General features: G+C 67.3%; 15 protein-coding genes. 11 read left to right on the forward strand and 4 right to left on the reverse strand.

From position 1 onward, the window contains the following. Nucleotides 1-10 precede the first annotated feature (10 nt). The 3 genes from cobN to HTZ84_RS12115 are packed head-to-tail and all read left to right on the forward strand — an operon-like array spanning nt 11 to nt 5,503. Entirely contained in the window at nt 11-3,919 is a 3,909-nt protein-coding gene (cobN, locus tag HTZ84_RS12105; protein WP_174680912.1) for a cobaltochelatase subunit CobN, read from the forward strand. Further along, nucleotides 3,912-4,697: a precorrin-8X methylmutase gene (locus HTZ84_RS12110; protein WP_174680913.1), complete on the forward strand. Its 786-nt coding sequence runs from the start codon at nt 3,912-3,914 to the stop codon at nt 4,695-4,697. Before cobN ends, HTZ84_RS12110 begins: the two co-directional genes overlap by 8 nt. Continuing rightward, nucleotides 4,694-5,503: a cobalt-precorrin-7 (C(5))-methyltransferase gene (locus tag HTZ84_RS12115; protein ID WP_174680914.1), complete on the forward strand. Its 810-nt coding sequence runs from the start codon at nt 4,694-4,696 to the stop codon at nt 5,501-5,503. Before HTZ84_RS12110 ends, HTZ84_RS12115 begins: the two co-directional genes overlap by 4 nt. 84 nt (nt 5,504-5,587) lie before the next feature. On the opposite strand, the gene HTZ84_RS12120 is transcribed toward HTZ84_RS12115, so the two are convergent. From HTZ84_RS12120 to HTZ84_RS12135, 4 genes are all read right to left on the reverse strand, one after another. Then, entirely contained in the window at nt 5,588-6,256 is a 669-nt protein-coding gene (locus HTZ84_RS12120; RefSeq protein WP_174680915.1) for a hypothetical protein, read from the reverse strand. A gap of 119 nt (nt 6,257-6,375) precedes the next feature. Further along, complete coding sequence (locus tag HTZ84_RS12125; RefSeq protein WP_174680916.1) at nt 6,376-7,056, reverse strand: class I SAM-dependent methyltransferase; 681 nt, start codon at nt 7,054-7,056, stop codon at nt 6,376-6,378. Nucleotides 7,057-7,216: 160 nt separating this feature from the next. After that, entirely contained in the window at nt 7,217-7,390 is a 174-nt protein-coding gene (locus HTZ84_RS12130; protein WP_174680917.1) for a hypothetical protein, read from the reverse strand. 72 nt (nt 7,391-7,462) lie between these two features. Continuing rightward, complete coding sequence (locus HTZ84_RS12135) at nt 7,463-8,029, reverse strand: DUF1802 family protein (protein ID WP_174680918.1); 567 nt, start codon at nt 8,027-8,029, stop codon at nt 7,463-7,465. A 378-nt stretch (nt 8,030-8,407) separates the two neighbouring features. Between HTZ84_RS12135 and HTZ84_RS12140 the strand changes: the two genes are divergently transcribed. The 8 genes from HTZ84_RS12140 to HTZ84_RS12175 all read left to right on the forward strand — a co-directional run bounded on the left by HTZ84_RS12140 (nt 8,408) and on the right by HTZ84_RS12175 (nt 16,162). Then, the gene (locus tag HTZ84_RS12140; protein WP_174682580.1) at nt 8,408-9,721 is read left to right on the forward strand and encodes a cobyrinic acid a,c-diamide synthase; all 1,314 of its coding nucleotides are present in this window, start codon (nt 8,408-8,410) and stop codon (nt 9,719-9,721) included. Between the two features lie 120 nt (nt 9,722-9,841). Beyond that, entirely contained in the window at nt 9,842-10,762 is a 921-nt protein-coding gene (locus HTZ84_RS12145) for a glycosyltransferase (RefSeq protein ID WP_174680919.1), read from the forward strand. Between the two features lie 122 nt (nt 10,763-10,884). Continuing rightward, nucleotides 10,885-11,667, forward strand: coding sequence for a 3-oxoacyl-ACP reductase family protein (locus HTZ84_RS12150; protein WP_174680920.1), 783 nt, complete (start codon nt 10,885-10,887; stop codon nt 11,665-11,667). Between the two features lie 193 nt (nt 11,668-11,860). Beyond that, complete coding sequence (cbiT, locus tag HTZ84_RS12155; protein WP_174680921.1) at nt 11,861-12,469, forward strand: precorrin-6Y C5,15-methyltransferase (decarboxylating) subunit CbiT; 609 nt, start codon at nt 11,861-11,863, stop codon at nt 12,467-12,469. Beyond that, nucleotides 12,466-13,281: a cobalt-factor II C(20)-methyltransferase gene (locus tag HTZ84_RS12160; RefSeq protein WP_174680922.1), complete on the forward strand. Its 816-nt coding sequence runs from the start codon at nt 12,466-12,468 to the stop codon at nt 13,279-13,281. Before cbiT ends, HTZ84_RS12160 begins: the two co-directional genes overlap by 4 nt. Beyond that, a complete protein-coding gene (locus tag HTZ84_RS12165) occupies nt 13,278-14,177 on the forward strand; it encodes a cobalt-precorrin-4/precorrin-4 C(11)-methyltransferase (RefSeq protein WP_174680923.1) in 900 nt (299 codons plus the stop codon). Before HTZ84_RS12160 ends, HTZ84_RS12165 begins: the two co-directional genes overlap by 4 nt. Before the next feature lie 123 nt (nt 14,178-14,300). Next, entirely contained in the window at nt 14,301-15,293 is a 993-nt protein-coding gene (gene cbiG, locus HTZ84_RS12170) for a cobalt-precorrin 5A hydrolase (protein ID WP_174680924.1), read from the forward strand. Continuing rightward, nucleotides 15,290-16,162, forward strand: coding sequence for a precorrin-3B C(17)-methyltransferase (locus HTZ84_RS12175; protein ID WP_174680925.1), 873 nt, complete (start codon nt 15,290-15,292; stop codon nt 16,160-16,162). The genes cbiG and HTZ84_RS12175 overlap by 4 nt, the downstream gene beginning before the upstream one ends. The last annotated feature ends 2 nt before the right edge of the window (nt 16,163-16,164 follow it).

Genomic DNA, 16,164 nt, shown 5'->3' on the forward strand with positions numbered 1-16,164 from the left:
TAAAAACGCGATGACTACGATCGGGATCTACACCGCCACGGAGAACGAACTCGGCTCGATCGGCCGGGCCGCCCAGCGACTCGAGGACATCGACCTCGTGGTTCGCTCGGAGAGCGACCTCGAGGACGAGGCCGCCGTCGAGGAGTTCGTCGAGGAATTGACCGACGCCGCGGCAGCGATCTTCTGGCTGCACGGCGCCGAGGACAGCATGCCGGGCTACGACTACGCGACGGGCGCCCTCGAGGAGGCGGGCGTGCCGCTGATCGTCAAGGCGACCGGCGACGCCTTCGCCTTCGAGGACACGACCGTCTCGGAGGCCCATCGCGACCTCGTCTACGACTATCTGGAGAAGGGCGGCACGATCAACGTCGCCAACCTGTGCCGGTTTCTGGTCTCCGAATACGAGGGCCGCGACGTCGAGTACGACGACCCCGCCGAACTCCCCACGGAGGGAGTCTACCACCCCGACCATCCGGGGATCGAGTACGAGGGCCTGCTCGAGACCCACGACCCCGGGAAGCCGACGGTCGCGATCTGGTTCTACGAGTCTCACTGGACCCACGAGAACACCCGCTACGTCGACGCGCAGGTCCGGGCGCTCGAGGAGCAGGGCGCCAATGCCCTGCCGATCTTCTGTAACCCCGCGACGGACACCGACGAGCAGGAGGACGCCGAGTGGGTGACCGACAACTGGCTCGTTGACGACGACGGGAATCCCGTCGTGGACGCCGTGCTCTCCTCCTTTATGTTCTCGCTCTCGATGGACGAGCGCGGCCGCAGCGCCAGCGACGAGGGCGATTCCGCCGAGGACGTCTTCCTCGACCGACTCGGCGTCCCCGTCTTGCAGACGGTCACCACGATGCGCTCTCGCTCCCGGTACGAGTCCAGCGACACGGGCGTGATGGGCTTCGAACTCGCGCTCTCCGTGGCGCTGCCGGAGTTCGACGGCAACGTTATCACCCACCCGATTTCGGGCAAGGAGCGCACCGACGACGAGGCCGGCATCGGCTCGGCGCCGAAACACCACTTCCCGATCGAGGACCGGATCGACCACGCCACGCGGCTGGCGGTCAACTGGGCCGAACTTCGGCACACGCCCAACGAGGACAAGCAGGTCGCCGTCGTCCTCCACAACTACCCGCCGAGCGACGACGGGATCGGGACCGCGTTCGGCCTCGACTCGCCCGAGTCGACCGTGAACCTGCTCGAGGAACTCGACGAGCGAGGCTACGATCTCGGCGAGGAGCTGCCCGAAGACGGGCAGTCGCTCGTCGAGAAGCTGACCGCACAGCTGACCCTCGAGGACCGGTGGGTCGCCCCCGAAGACGTCCGGGATCTCTCCGTCGACGTCGTCTCGCCGGATACCTACGAAGAGTGGTTCAACGAGGCCGACGAACGGTTTCAGGAGAACGTCGTCGAAGAATGGGGCGACGTCCCGGACCGCCCGTTCGCGATTCCGGGCGTCGAGTTCGGCAACGTCCTCGTCACCGTCCAGCCCCCGCGCGGGTTCGGGATGGATCCCTCGAAGGTCTACCACGATTCGGACCTCCAGCCGCCACACGACTACTACGCCTTCTACGGCTGGCTGCGCAACGCGTTCGGGGCCGACGGGGTCGTCCACCTCGGGACCCACGGCAGCCTCGAGTGGCTCCCCGGCAAGACGGTCGGTCTCAACGGGGCGAGCGCGCCCGACCAGTTGATCGACGACATCCCGAACGTCTACCCGTACATCGTGAACAACCCCGGCGAAGGGACCCAGGCCAAGCGCCGCTCCTACGCCGCAATCGTCGACTACCTCACGCCCGTGATGCGTTCGGCCGGGACGTACGACGAACTCTCGGAACTCGAGGAACTCGCGAACCAGTACCGCGAAGCGGGGATGGAAGACGCCCGCGCCGACGACGGCGACCACCTCGAGACGCTCATTCGCGAGAAGGTCGAGGAACTGGACCTCGCGGTCGAGTTGGGTATCAAAGGGACCATCGACGAGAAGGCCGACGTCCGCGGCCCGGACGAGGCCGGCTCCACGCTCGCCGAAGGTGAAGTCTCGGGAGACGAAGTCGACGTCGACGAACTCGTCGAACGCGTCCACGAGTACCTCACCGACGTGAAGACGACCCAGATCCGACTCGGACTCCACACGATGTCCGAGCCGCCGGCCGACGAGCGCCTCGTGGAGTACCTCGTCGCGCTCACCCGCCTCGAGAACCCCGGCGCGCCGAGCCTGCGCGAGAGCGTGGCCGGCGCGCTCGGCGTCGACTACGAGACGATGCTCGAGTCGCCCGGCGAGTACGACGAGGACCTGGGCATGACCCACGCCGAGGCCGCCGACGTGGTCCACGAGACCAGCGTCGATCTGATCGAGACGCTCGCCGAACACGACTTCGACGTGCCCGAGTCGGAGCGCGAAGCCGGTCCCGAGGACGAGGTGAACATGAATCTCCTCGTCGTCGACCTCGAGACGATCGGCGACGCGCGGGCCAAATCGCGCGCCCACGACGACCTCCGCGACGTCCTCGCGTACATCTGCGAGGAGGCCCAGCCCCGCGTGCAGGGCGCCGAGGACGAGATCCCGCGCACCGCGGACGCCCTTTCGGGCGAGTACGTGCCCCCCGGCGGTTCCGGCGCACCGACCCGCGGCGGCGTCGACCTGCTGCCGACCGCGCGGAACTTCTACACGCTCGACCCGCGGAAGGTTCCCGCGAAGGCCGCCTGGCAGGTCGGCAGCGAAGTCGCGGAGGGCGTCCTCGAGCGCCACCATTCGGAAAACGGAGAGTACCCCGAAGAGATCGGCGTGGTCGCCTGGGGCACCCCCACCGTCCGCACCCGCGGCGAGACGATCGCCCAGGTGCTCGCGATGATGGGCGTCGAACCGCAGTGGACCGACGCCGGCCGGATCGACGACGTCGAGCCGATTCCGCTCGAAGAACTCGACCGGCCCCGAATCGACGTGACGACGCGCGTCTCCGGGCTGTTCCGGGACGCCTTCCCCGCTGCCGCGGGCGTCATCCACGACGCCGTCGACGCCGTGGTCGACCTCGACGAACCCCTCGAGATGAACTACGTGAAGAAACACGTCGAGGAGGAGGCCGAAGAGCTGCAGAAGGAGGAGGATCTCGACGAGTCCGACGCCCGCAAGGCCGCCAAACACCGCGTCTTCACGACCAAACCCGGCGGTTACGGCGCCGGGACGAACAAGGCCGTCGACGAGGGCAACTGGGACGACCGCTCCGACCTCGCGAGCGTCTACGTCCAGTGGGGCGGCTACGCGATGGGGTCGAGAGGCCGCGTCTCCGACGCCCACGACGCCTTCGAGCGTCGGCTCTCGAGCGTCGATGCGACGGTCAAAATCGAGGACACGATGGAGCAAGACGAGTTCGACTCCTCGGACTGGTACGCCTTCCACGGCGGCTTCATCTCCGCGGTGTCCGAAATCTCGGGCGAGGAACCCGCCTCCTACGTCGGCGACTCCTCGGACCCCGACAACGTCGACGTCTACACGAACGAGGAGAAGGTCCGCAAGGCGATGCGCTCGCGCGTGCTCAACCCGGACTGGCTCGAGTCCATGGAGGAACACGGCTACAAGGGCGCGGGCGACCTCTCGACGACCGTCGACGTGACGCTGGGCTGGGACGCGACCACCGGCGTCGTCTCCGACACGCTGTGGGAGGAAGTCGCCGAGAAGTTCGCCTTCGACGACGATCGGCAAGAGTGGATGCGCGACGTGAATCCGTGGGCGCTGGAGTCCATCACGGACACCTTACTCGAGGCGATCGAGCGCGACCTCTGGGACGCCGACGAGGAGACCGTCGACCGACTGCGCGATCTGAACCTCGAGGTCGAGGGCGACCTCGAGGCCAGAACGACTAACGACGCCGTGGGTCCAGACGCCGATGCGGAGGTGGCGAACGATGACTGAGGACGAGCGACCCGAGACCGACGGCGGCCAGGAGTTCGAGCGGGAGTACGCAGATCTAGGCGCGACGACGCAGAACGCGATGGACATCGCGGAGACCAGCATGGACATCGTCCGCCAGTTCGTCCCGGATGAGACGCTGGCCGACCGCATTCGACAGAAGTCGGTCCACTCGATGGGCGACATCGAGTTCCAGCACCTGATCGAGTTCACCGGCAGCGACGACCTCGGCGACGACGAGGACGCGCCGGTTCGGGCCGGCGCTCGAGCGGTCCTCGAGGAGGCGACCATCGTCACGGATATCACGATGTCCAAGGCCGGGATCACCTCCCGCGGGCACAACTGCGAGAAGCGCAAGGCGATCGGCAACGGCGCCGAACTGGCAAAGGAAACGGGGATGACCCGCACTGCGGCCTCGGTGCTCGAACTCGACAAGCAGGGCGTCTACGACGGCGCGATCGCGACGATCGGCAACGCGCCGACGGCCGCCTTCGCGCTGGCCGACTGCGTCGAGAACGGCACCCGACCCGCCGCCGTCGTCGCGACGCCCGTCGGCTTCGTCAAGGCCGAGGAGAGTCGCCAGCGCATCCGCGAGGTCAGCGAGGAGTACGACGTGCCGGCAATCACGAACGTCGGCCGCCGCGGCGGCAGCGGACTGGCCGCGGCGCTGACGAACGAACTGATCCACGTCGCCAAGGACGTGCGGACCGACGACCTCGAGCTCGAGGTGACGGCCGAGACTCGAGCGGCGCGGGCCGGATCCGACGGCGAGGACGAATGAGCGACGAGTACGACCTCGAGGCGGGGCCGGATCCGGCGACGTTCGCCGCGGAAGTGGCGGAGCCGGACATCGATGAGAAAACGGACGACCCCGTCTACGCCGTCGGCGTCGGCCCGGGCAATCAGGAGTATCTCACGCCCCGCGGCGAGCGCGCGATCCGCGAGGCCGACGTCGTCGTCGGCTTTACCACCGTCGTGGAGTTCGTCGAGGACCTGACCGACGCCGAGCTGCTGACCTGCGGGTACAAGGACGAGGCCGAGGCGCTCGAGACGTTCGGCGAACGCGTCGCGGCCGGCGAGTCGGGGACCGCCGTGGCGATGGGCGACCCCAATCACTCGGGCTACCAGTTCGTCGGGAAGGTACAAGACGCCGTGGAGCGTGAGGCTCCCGATACCCCGGTCCGTATCGTCCCCGGCATCTCCTCGCTCCAGCTGGCCGCCAGCCGCGCCCGCACGCCGATGGAGGACACCGAGTTCGTCACGCTGCACAAGAGCGGCGACCTCGAGACCGACATGGAGCGGCTCGCCGCCGCGGTCGTGGACGACCACCGACACCTGCTCGTGCTCCCGCGGCCCTACGACCGAATGCCCGGCGATATCGCTGCCTTCCTGCTCGAGCGGGGCGCCGACCCCGACCTCGAGGCGCTGGTGCTCGAGAAGCTGACCCACGAGGACGAAGCGATCCACCGGTTCACGCTGGCGGAGTTGTCCGACCACGCCGGCGGAACCGGAACGGACGACACGCCGTTCTCGGATCTGGTCGTGCTCGCCGTTCGACAGCCGGTCGAAGCGAAGGCCACAACGTAGACGCAGCGCTGAAACCGACGATTCCCGCCGGCGGTTCGTCGGAGTGCGTCGCGATCCGCCGACGGCTCGACGCCGTCTCTTTCGTCAGTCTGCCAAGCGCCAGCCGAACTCGAGCCACGCGACGCCGAGACAGAACGCCAATATCCCGATCGTGGCACCCGGAGTGGCACCGTGGGCGACGAGGCCGATCGGCGAACCGGCGAGCAGGACGACCGGGACGAGCGGCGCGCCCGAGCGCCGAAGCAAAACGGCGATCGCGAGCACGGCGACGAGGTTACCGACGGTCCCGACGACCGCCAGCAGGCCCGCGACGCCGTCGACCGGCTCCGTCAGCACGACGTCGACGACCGCTGCGACGCCGTCTCGTTGGGCGGCAGCGAGGTCGTTCGACTCCCGAATCAGGACGGCCGTCGCGATGCCGGCGATCGCTTCGAACGCGAGATAGCAGACGAGATACACCGCGACGCCGATCCGTCCGACGGTCGCGACGGTCCCGCGGTACTCGCTCAGCAGTACGTAGAGGCCGATCCCGAGGAGACCGAAGAGCGGTAACAGGAGCGCGTGGACGAGAAACCACGTGTCCACGACCGGCGAGAGGGTCGCGAACGGCTCGTCGCCGGCGCTCGGATGGAACCACAGGACGACAGCGAGGAGAAACGGCGCTCCGACGAGGAGGAGCCCTCGTCCGACGACTCGCGGATCGCGGATCGATCTCGCAGTCTCTCTCGGCTTCGATTCCGTGTCGGTCGTCATTCGACGGTCCCCATCGTGTGTTCCCGCCGAGTACGTGTCAACTCATAAAACTCTAGCAGATCGGATCGGTGGCATCGAGGGCGGTCCCTCCGTCTCCGTTCGGTCTCTCCCGTCCCGTCTCACTCCGGAACGTCGCCGGCGACGACGTACTGCTCGTAGTTCGGCTCTTCGCCCCAGAGCACCGACTCCATCAGCGGCTCGTACTCGACCCGTTCGAGCCCGTGTTTCTCGAGTACGTCGACCAACTCTCCCGGCGGCCGGCCGTCGTACAGCGGCAACTCGTCGTGGATCTCCCGATACCCGTCGAACGCCTCGTCGAAGTCCCAGTGCCCTTCGATCAGGACGATCCGGCCGCCGGGACGGACGACCCGTTGCCACTCTCGAAGCGCCGCCAACGGGTTCGGCAGCGTCCAGACGAGGTGCCGGGCCGTCACCAAATCGTACGCGTTTTCGGGATCCGAGATCGATTCCGCGTCCCCGTTTCGGAACTCGACCGACCGGTCGCGTTCGCGGGCTTTCGCTCGAGCGCGCTCGAGCATGTCCGTCGAGAGGTCGACTCCGGTGACGTCGTGACCGATTTCGGCCAGCAACAGCGAGATGACGCCCGTGCCACAGCCGACGTCGAGGATTCGCCGGGGTGGATCGCCATCACCGATCCACTCCCGGAGGATCGACAGCCAGGCGTCGCGCTGCTCGTCGCCGTGTATGGCGTGGTGGCTGTCGCCGTCGTACGACGCCGCACGGCCGTCCCAGTACTGCTGAACTTGCTGCTTAACGGCCTCGTCGCCCCCATTCGTCACGACTGTTCACCTCTCGCCCCGCTCGCGAATCGGTTCGAACCGAACCGACGGTCTCCGATCGTCATTGTTCTGTACAATCCCATGGTGAACAAAATAACTGTTTCGCGACCGAGGACACGTCACGCGAGGTCGAGACGTCCCCGTCCCAATCGGCCCGGCCTCACTCGTCCTGCTCGTACTCCCGCAGCACCGTCGAGACGGTGTTCTCGACTTCCTGGAGCGCGACGGCGTTGGTCTTCCGGAGGTCGTCGGCGTCGCGGGCCGCGCTCAGGTGCTGCAGCGCTTCCCGGAGGTGGTGCTCGATCTCGGTGTCGCTCCCAGTTTCCCCACTCATGGTTCGATCCGACGGTCGTAGCCGACTCGAGCGGTTAAGTTCGTCGGTGGTTCGGAACGACCGCCGGACGAATCACTCGAGGGCGTCCCGAACGGCGGCCCGGCGCTCGGCGAAGGTCGCGTCGTCGAGGACGGGCGTCGCGGCCTCGGGGTCGACGTCGGCGTCCGCCTCGAGGTCGATCCAGGCGCGACAACCGCGGTAGCTCCCCCGTTCCTCGATGAGGTGGGGCGACTCGAGTTCGCGCACTCGGAGCAGGAGCACGCGCAGTTCGCCGTCCTCGTCCGGGTCGTACTTGTCGCGCAGGCCGTCGGGCGTGTAGACGTAGTGGCGAGCCAGCGCGTCGAGAGCGGCGCTCGAGACGGCGTACTCCTCGCGGACGTCGGCGACGGCCCGGATCGGTACGCCGTCGTCGGGCTTGGCACTCGAGCGGTGGTAATACTGCTCGTATCGGGACTGGTAGCGAGCCGGGTCCTGATGGCTGTACGCCGGATAGAGCGCGAACCGCTCGTCGATCGTCCCCGGATCGAGCGTCGGGTGGCGGACGAGGACGGTCTGGGCGCCGTCGAGAAGGGCGTTGACGACGCCGGCGCGCTCCTTCAGCGCCGACACCGTCTCCGCGGTCGTCGTCGCGTCGCTCATTGGTCTCGGGTTCTCGAACGCGGACCACTCCTAACTCGGTTTCGGTCGCCTCGGACTGCTTCTCGGGTATCGATTGCTGTGTCCCGTACAGATCGCTACAGAACGGTTTGATCCCGAACTCGGTTTGCGGTGGCGCGCGCCGACGATCGGTCCGAACGACTGTGAGGGCCGATTGACGAAATCGTGCGAGGGATGAGCGAGTGAACGAAGTGAATGAGCGAATCGGCTGGGGAGGGTGTGGCGATTCCCTATTGCCATGATAGCGGAACGCTCATTTTCACTCGAACCCTTCTCGAGGTTCCTCGCACAGTACTCGTCGAGCCGTTCGTACTCCTCACCGACGGATTCAAGTTCAGTTGTGCGAACGCAACCACAATGATGAACGGATTCGTCCTCGGCGGCGTCAGCTCCGGTGTCGGGAAGACGGTCGCGACGCTGTCGATCGTACAGGCCCTCGAGGACGCCGGCTACGCGGTCCAGCCGGCCAAGGCGGGCCCGGACTTCATCGACCCGAGCCACCACGAGGCGATCGCGGGCCGGCCGTCCCGAACGCTCGATCTGTGGCTCGAGGGAGAGGACGGACTCCGGCGCAACTACCGGCGCGGCGAGGGCGACGTCTGCGTCGTCGAGGGCGTCATGGGCCTGTACGACGGCGACGGCTCGAGCACGGCGATGGTCGCCGAAGCGCTCGACCTCCCCGTCGTCCTCGTCGTCGACGCCAAGGCCGGCATGGAGAGCGTCGCGGCGACCGCGCTGGGGTTCAAGGAGTACGCCGACGCCATCGGCCGCGATATCGAGGTCGCCGGCGTCGTCGCCCAGCGCGCCCACGGCGGCCGCCACGAGCAGGGCATCCGCGACGCCCTCCCCGACGACCTCGAGTACTTCGGTCGGATCCCGCCGAACGACGACCTCGAGATTCCCGACCGACACCTGGGCCTCGAGATGGGCGCGGAGGCCGCCCTCCCCGAAGACGCGCTGCGGGAGGCCGCCGAGTCCCTCGAGGCCGAACGGCTGGCCGCCGTCGCGAGCGAGCCGCCCGCACCAGAGACGCCGCCGGTCGACGACGGCGCCGAGACGGTCGACGCCACGATCGCCGTCGCCAGCGACGCCGCCTTCTGCTTCCGGTATCCGGCGACGATCGAGCGGTTCCGCGAGCGCGCCGACCTCGTCACGTTCTCGCCGATCGCGGGCGATCCCCTCCCGGACTGCGACGGCGTCTACCTCCCCGGGGGCTATCCGGAACTCCACGCCGACGCCCTCGAGTCGAGCGACACGCTCGACGAACTCCGTCGACTCGCGAGCGAAGGGCTCCCCGTTCTCGGCGAGTGCGGCGGCCTGATGGCCATGAGTCGGTCGCTGACGACGACCGACGGCGACCGCCGCGAGATGGCCGGCATCCTCCCCGCGGACGTCACCATGCACGACCGCTATCAGGCGCTCGACCACGTCGAACTCGAGGCCGTCGAGGGGACGTTGACCGCCGCTCGCGGCGAGACGATTCGGGGCCACGAGTTCCACTACTCGAGCGCCGACGTCGACGCCGACGCCCGCTTCGCCTTCGAGACCGTGCGGGGCGACGGGATCGACGGCGACCACGACGGCCTCACGGAGCACGCGTCGCTGGGGACGTACGTCCACGTCCACGCCGAGAGCGGCGCGTTCGATCGGTTCCTCGAGGAGAGCAGTCGCTGACCGCGGCGGTCCGTCCCGATCGATCGTCAGTTCGGATCGCCGCTCGAGAGGTGGAGTCGAACGTCGATTTCGCCTCCGAGAACCTATCATTTCATCACCAGGTGGGTCGATAGCGAGGATATGGCAGATCCGACGCCGATCAGCGTCATTCTACCCACGACGGGGTGGAACGACGCCTGCGAGGAGATCGCCGCGCAACTGCGCTCGGGGGACGAACTCCTCGTGGTCTGTGACGCGGCGGCCGAGTCGGTCGCCGAGCGAATCGACGACCGTCCGGACGAGGTCAGGCTGGTGGTCGCGGGCGAACCCGAGGGCTGCTCCGGGAAGGCGAACGCGATCGCGGCCGGGATGGACGCGGCCGAGTGCGATCGCCTCGTCTGGTCCGACGACGACTATCACCACCCTCCCGACTGGCTCGACGGGTTGCGAAGCGACTACGAGCGGTACGGGCCGACCACTGAAGTCCCGGTGTTCGTCGGCCGGGATCCGCTCGCCAAACTCCTCGAGCCGACGCACGTGATCAGCGGAACGCTCGCCGTCTCCCTCGCGGGCGTTCCCTGGGGCGGGTCGCTCGTCTTCGAACGCGACGACATCGACGAGGAGGCGTTCCTCGCGGACCTCCGGCGGACGGTGAGCGACGACGGCCTCCTCATGGAGTACGCCGATATCACGAGCGTCGATCGGACGCGCCGCGTCGAGATCGGGGGTTCGGTCCGCGAAACGCTCGAGAATCAGGTTCGGTTCGCGAAGATCGTCCGTCACCACGAACCGACCGCTATCGTCGGCCAGTTCGTCCTCGGAACGGTACTCACCGCCGGCTGCGTGCTGTTTCCGCTCCCCGCGCTGGTGCTACTGACGGTTGCGATGGCCGGCGTCTACGCCGCGTTCGGCGTTCGCCGGTGGACGTTCCTCGCGGCGTATCCGGTCGCGTTGGCGGCGATTCCGCTGCTCGCGTACGGCCTCGTCCGGCGGACGTTCGTCTGGGGCGGGCGGCGCTACCGGTGGCGCGGAAAGTTCGATGTCTCGGTCAAGATGGAGTGAAAGGGTTGCCTCGAGACGACTCGAATCCGTTCGCTCGACCGGAGGGAACTCACGAAGTGGTATTCACGGCTATTGATATACAGTCAAATAGTTAACACGAATGGGAGGATAGTGTCGCCCGTATGTCAGAAACCACCTCCCGACTCGAGCCGCTGGAGCGAAGGCCGCTGACCGATCGCACCTGCCTCGTCACCGGATCGTCCCGCGGGATCGGCCGCGATATCGCGTTCGAACTCGCTCGCGCCGGCGCCGACGTGGCCGTCAACTATCGCTCGGCCGAGGATCGCGCCCTCGAGGTCACGGAGACGATCGAGGCCAACGGCGAGGCGGCCGTCCCCGTACAGGCCGACATCTCCGACCCCGAGCAGGTCGAGCGAATGGCCGCGACGGTCCGCGACGAACTCGGCGAGATCGACGTCCTCGTCAACAACGCCGGAATCACCGTCGACCGGACGTTCGAGGACATGACCTACGAGGACTGGCAGACGGTTATCGACGTCAACCTGAACGGGACGTTCAACTGCACCAACGCCTTCTACGAGGACGTCAAGCACTCGGAGCATGGCCGCCTCATCAACATCTCGAGCGTCGTCGGCCAGCAGGGCAACTACGGCCAGGCCAACTACGCGACCTCGAAGGGCGGCCTCTTCGCCTTCACCCGCACGCTGGCGCTGGAACTGGCCAGCCACGGCACGACGGCCAACTGCGTCGCGCCCGGCTTCACGGAGACGGACATGCTCGAGAAGGTTCCCGAGCGCGTTCAGGAGAAGATCCGCGAGGACATCCCGCTGAATCGGTTCGCCACGACCGAGGATATCGTCGGCATGGTTCGCTTTCTCGCCAGCGATCAGGCGGAGTACATGACCGGGCAGGTCCTCGGGATCAACGGCGGCATGGAGTGGTAACGCGGCGCTCATCGCGCATCGCTTCTCGACCAACCACGAGACGACGCTTTTTCGCCCGTGTTCGACGCGCTCGAGTCGGTCCTTCCGCTCCGCAGAACAAGTCCTCTTGAACTACTCCAACCGCAACTGAGCAACCGAACTTGCTCTACACCAAACAAAATTGTTTTAGGGGAGGCTGCTGTTGCCACGGGTGATGCCACCCATCGCGCTTCCACACGACGCGAAGGCCGGGCCGACGAAGTCCGAGGTCCGCGCCGTCGTCGCCTCGAAGCTCGCGCTCGAGGACGACGACCACTTCGCGGAGGTCGGCTCCTGTACGGGGGCCGTCACCATCGAAGCCGCACAGCGGGCCGGGCGAGTGACCGCCCTCGAGCGGAAGGCAGAACGGCTCGAGACGACCGAGCGGAACCTCGCCGCGAACGAGGAATCGGTCTCGGCCGACGTCGAGTTGCGCAACGCGGAAGCCCCCGAGGGGCTGCCCGACGACGCCGACGCGCTCTTCCTGGGCGGGAGCCGCAACTTCGAGGCCGTCCTCGACCACGCCGTCGAGACCGAAGTCGACCGCATCGTGATGAACGTCTCGCGACTCGAGGTCGCCGGTCAGGCGACGGAGGCGTTTCGCGAGCGCGATATCCTCGAGGAGGTCGTCCAGTTTCAGGTGAGCCACGGCTACGAACTCGCCGGCGCGACGAGTTTCAATTCGGATAATCCGGTGTACATGCTGGTCGGGAGCGCGACGGCCGATTCGGAGTCGGACGACGGTGAGAAAGTCGCAGCAGATGGCGGCGAGGTGACTCGATGACCCTCTACGGCGTCGGACTCGGCCCCGGCGAGGCCGACCTCGTCACGGTCCGCGGAAGGGAGATTCTCGAGAACGCTGACGTGGTCTACTCGCCGGGACGGCTCTCGCGAACCGTCGCGCTGAAACACGTCGACGAGTCGAAGATCGGGGACCTCGACTTCCCGATGACCAGAGACGAGGAGAAACTGCGGGCCGCGTGGAAGGAAGCCGCGGCGGAGATCGCGCCGAACGCACGCGACGGCGACGTCGCCTTCGTCACGCTGGGCGATCCGAACGTCTACTCGACGTTCGGCCACCTGCGCCGGACGATCGACGCCTTCCATCCCGAGGTCGAGTTGGAGATCGTCCCCGGCGTCAGCGCCGTGACGGCCTTCGCGACCGCGATGGGCGTCGAGATCGAGGCCGGTGCCGGGCTCTCCCTTCGGGAGGCCGCGTCCGGACACAGCCCCACGGGCCCGGATCGGATGATCCTGTTCAAGGTCACCGACGCGCCGGCGACCCACGAGGGGCTCGTCGAGGCCGGCTACGACGTGACCTACGGCCGCCGACTGTTCATGGAACAAGGCGAGACGATCGTCACCGACGATCCCGCGGAGATCGACGAGCGCGACTACTACACGCTCGCCTACGCCGAGAAGGAGAGCCTCGAGGTCGAGCAGGCGACGGCGGCGTTCCTCGAAGAGGACGACGCGGACGACGCGACTGCGAACGACGGCGACTCGAGCGGCGAACCCGTCGCGGACGGCGGAGAAGTCGCCGCTCTCGAGCACGCCGAAGGCTGTGAAAGCGGCGACTGTGGGGGCCACCGATGACCGAGGACACACCGAACGATCCGCAGGACGCGATCGACTCCCAAAGCGAACGCCGCCGCGAAGAACTCGACGACCGGATCTTCGAACACAGCGCCGGCGACGAGCAGGAGGGCGTTCCCTTCGTCGGGGCCGGCCCCGGCAACCCGCGCCTGCTGACCGTCGCCGGGAAGGAACTGCTCGAGGAGGCCGACCTCGTCGTCCACGCGGGCTCGCTGGTCAACAGCGAACTGCTAGACGAGTACTGCGGCCACGCCGAGTTGGTGAATTCGGTCGGCAAGGACCTCGAGGAGCTGATCCCACTGATGCGGGACGCCTACGAGGAGGGACGGAACGTCGTCCGCCTGCACAGCGGCGATCCGGCCATCTACGGCGCGGCGCTCGAGCAGATGGACGCGCTGGAACACGAGGGCGTGCCGACCTACTTCGTGCCCGGCGTCACCTCTGCCTTCGCCGCGAGCGCGACGCTGCGGACGCAGTTGACGTTGAACGAAGTGTCGAACCACGTCGCCTTCACCCGGCCGCAGGGGAAGACCCTGAGCCCGGAGGAGGACCACATCTCCGACTTCGTGGAGATGGGCGACGTGACGACCTGCATCTACCTCGGAACCCACGCGGTTCGGGACACGATGGATCGGCTGCTCGAGGACGGTCGCGACCCCGAGACGCCGGTCGCGGTGATCTACCACGCCTCGTGGCCGGACGAGGACGTGATCGTCGGCGATATCGGATCGATCGCGGACAAGGTCGAGGAGGCCGGCTACCGCGCCTCGGCGCTGGTCGTCATCGGCGACGCCGTGACCGGCGCGGGCTACGAGCGATCCTTCCTCTACGGCGACTGGGCGAACCGTGGATCGTCTTCGGAATCGACCGGAGAACCGGAGGCGAGCGATGACTAAGATGGATCGACCGCGGTACCGCAAACACGGCGAAAGCCCCCAGTCCCACCCCCGCGGTGGCCTGGACGGGTCCATAGCACACGGGCAGAGCGGTTTTGCTACGATTAGGACGGTGGTTTCAACATGAGTTCAGATACTGAGAACACGGACACGACGAACGAATCGGACTCCGGCGGCGGACACTGTTCCACGCCGGATTCGGACGGCGAAGTCGCCGAGGAGATCGCGATCATCTCCTTCGGACGGAAGATGGACACCGCCGAGGAGATCAAAGCCGAGATCGGCGATCGCTACGAGGCGATCGACATCATCGAGTACCACGGCGACGTCTTCGAGGAGCACTGGGGCGAGTACGACTGCTTCGTCGGCCTGATGGCCTCGGGCATCGCGATGCGGAAGACGGCCCACCTGCTCGACGACAAGTGGGACGACCCCGCGATCTGCGTCGTCGACGAGGAACTGACGTGGGCGATTCCGATCACCGGCGGCCACCACGGGGCGAATCAGGTCGCACAGGACTTAGCGACGATGGGCGCCGTCCCGGCGATGACCACGGCCTCGGAGGCCGCGGGCAAGCAGGGCGTCGAGTCCCGCGCGAAGGCGATGGACACCCACGTCGTCAACGGCGACTCGACGGTCAAGACCAACCTCGCCGTGCTGGACGATAACCTCGGCCCCGTCGAGCGACTCGAGGGCCCGAAGGCCGTCCTCGTCGGCGACGACGTGACCGTCCTCAAGCGCAACAAGGACGAGGGCGTCGTCCTCGGCACCGGCAGCGTCTCCGGCGCCGACAAGGAGGCGTTCCTCGCCGCGTGGGAGGAAGCCCTCGAGCGGACCGACTACGACCTCGACGACGTCGAGTTCGTCGGCACCGCGACGCGAAAGGAAGACGAGGAGGGCCTGCTCGAGGCGGCCCAGGAACTCGATCTGGGCGTCGTCGCCTTCGACAAGGAGACGCTGCTCGACCACGAGGGGCCGACGCCCTCGAAGTCCAAGGAGCTGATCGGCTGGCCGGGCGTCTCCGAGGCCTCCGCTATCGCCGGCGGGGCTGAACAGGAACTGATCCTCGAGAAGATCAGCTACGAGAACGAGGTCACGGTGGCGATCGGTCGATGAGCGTCGAGGACGCAGCTACCAGCGGCGACGGCACCCCCGACGACCACGGCACCCTCTACGTCGTCGGCATCGGTCCCGGCCTGCCCGACCACATGACCAAGCGGGCCAAGGAGGTCATCGAGTCCTCGGAGGTCGTCATCGCCTCGAGCCTCTACCAGGAGTTCCTGCGCGACGACGGCACGATCCCCGCGGAGGAGCGAACGGACGAGGACGGGATCGCGACCCGCGAGGACGGCTTCGAGCAGGAGATCGTCCGCTCGACGATGGGCCGTCAGATCGAACTCGCCCGCGCGGCGTTCGACTACGTCCGCGAGGGGAAGGACGTCGCCCACGTCTCCGGCGGCGACCCGTCGGTCTACGGCAAGTCCGACCTGATCTTTAAAATGGCCGACGAAGAGGACGCCACGGACGTCCCGATCGAGATCGTGCCCGGCATGACGGCGGCGCTGGGCGGCGCGGCCAACGTCGGCGCGCCGCTGTGTAACGACTTCTGTACGATCTCGCTGTCGGACAAGTGGCGCGGCTGGGACGAAATCGAGGAGAAACTGCGCGCCGCGGCGATCAGCGACTTCGTGATCGTCCTCTACAACTGCTGGCGAAACTACGAGAAGGCGGTCGAGATCGTCCGCGAGGAGCGGACCGACGACGCCCGCGTGGCCATCGTCAACGACGCGGGCCGCGCCGACGCCGGCCGGAACGGCGAGAGCCAGTTCATCACGACGCTGGGCGAGGCGGCCGACCACGACGACAAGGTCTCCGGGATGGGCACCTCGCTGATCATCGGCAACCACGAGACCGAGACCTGGCGCAACGACGACCGAACGTACCTCGTCACCCCGCGGGGCGGGCGTGACGTCGACGACTTCTGATA

The sequence above is a fragment of the Haloterrigena gelatinilytica genome, assembly GCF_013342145.1.
Classification (GTDB): Archaea; Halobacteriota; Halobacteria; order Halobacteriales; family Natrialbaceae; genus Haloterrigena; species Haloterrigena gelatinilytica.

What these genes read in the sequence shown, in the direction of transcription:
- HTZ84_RS12175 (WP_174680925.1), top strand. Translation starts at nt 15,290, where the DNA reads ATGAGCGTCGAGGACGCAGCTACCAGCGGCGACGGCACCCCCGACGAC.
- cbiG (WP_174680924.1), top strand. Translation starts at nt 14,301, where the DNA reads ATGAGTTCAGATACTGAGAACACGGACACGACGAACGAATCGGACTCC.
- HTZ84_RS12145 (WP_174680919.1), top strand. Translation starts at nt 9,842, where the DNA reads ATGGCAGATCCGACGCCGATCAGCGTCATTCTACCCACGACGGGGTGG.
- HTZ84_RS12135 (WP_174680918.1), bottom strand. Translation starts at nt 8,029, where the DNA reads ATGAGCGACGCGACGACGACCGCGGAGACGGTGTCGGCGCTGAAGGAG.
- HTZ84_RS12140 (WP_174682580.1), top strand. Translation starts at nt 8,408, where the DNA reads ATGAACGGATTCGTCCTCGGCGGCGTCAGCTCCGGTGTCGGGAAGACG.
- HTZ84_RS12130 (WP_174680917.1), bottom strand. Translation starts at nt 7,390, where the DNA reads ATGAGTGGGGAAACTGGGAGCGACACCGAGATCGAGCACCACCTCCGG.
- HTZ84_RS12160 (WP_174680922.1), top strand. Translation starts at nt 12,466, where the DNA reads ATGACCCTCTACGGCGTCGGACTCGGCCCCGGCGAGGCCGACCTCGTC.
- HTZ84_RS12150 (WP_174680920.1), top strand. Translation starts at nt 10,885, where the DNA reads ATGTCAGAAACCACCTCCCGACTCGAGCCGCTGGAGCGAAGGCCGCTG.
- HTZ84_RS12110 (WP_174680913.1), top strand. Translation starts at nt 3,912, where the DNA reads ATGACTGAGGACGAGCGACCCGAGACCGACGGCGGCCAGGAGTTCGAG.
- HTZ84_RS12165 (WP_174680923.1), top strand. Translation starts at nt 13,278, where the DNA reads ATGACCGAGGACACACCGAACGATCCGCAGGACGCGATCGACTCCCAA.
- cbiT (WP_174680921.1), top strand. Translation starts at nt 11,861, where the DNA reads ATGCCACCCATCGCGCTTCCACACGACGCGAAGGCCGGGCCGACGAAG.
- HTZ84_RS12120 (WP_174680915.1), bottom strand. Translation starts at nt 6,256, where the DNA reads ATGACGACCGACACGGAATCGAAGCCGAGAGAGACTGCGAGATCGATC.
- cobN (WP_174680912.1), top strand. Translation starts at nt 11, where the DNA reads ATGACTACGATCGGGATCTACACCGCCACGGAGAACGAACTCGGCTCG.
- HTZ84_RS12115 (WP_174680914.1), top strand. Translation starts at nt 4,694, where the DNA reads ATGAGCGACGAGTACGACCTCGAGGCGGGGCCGGATCCGGCGACGTTC.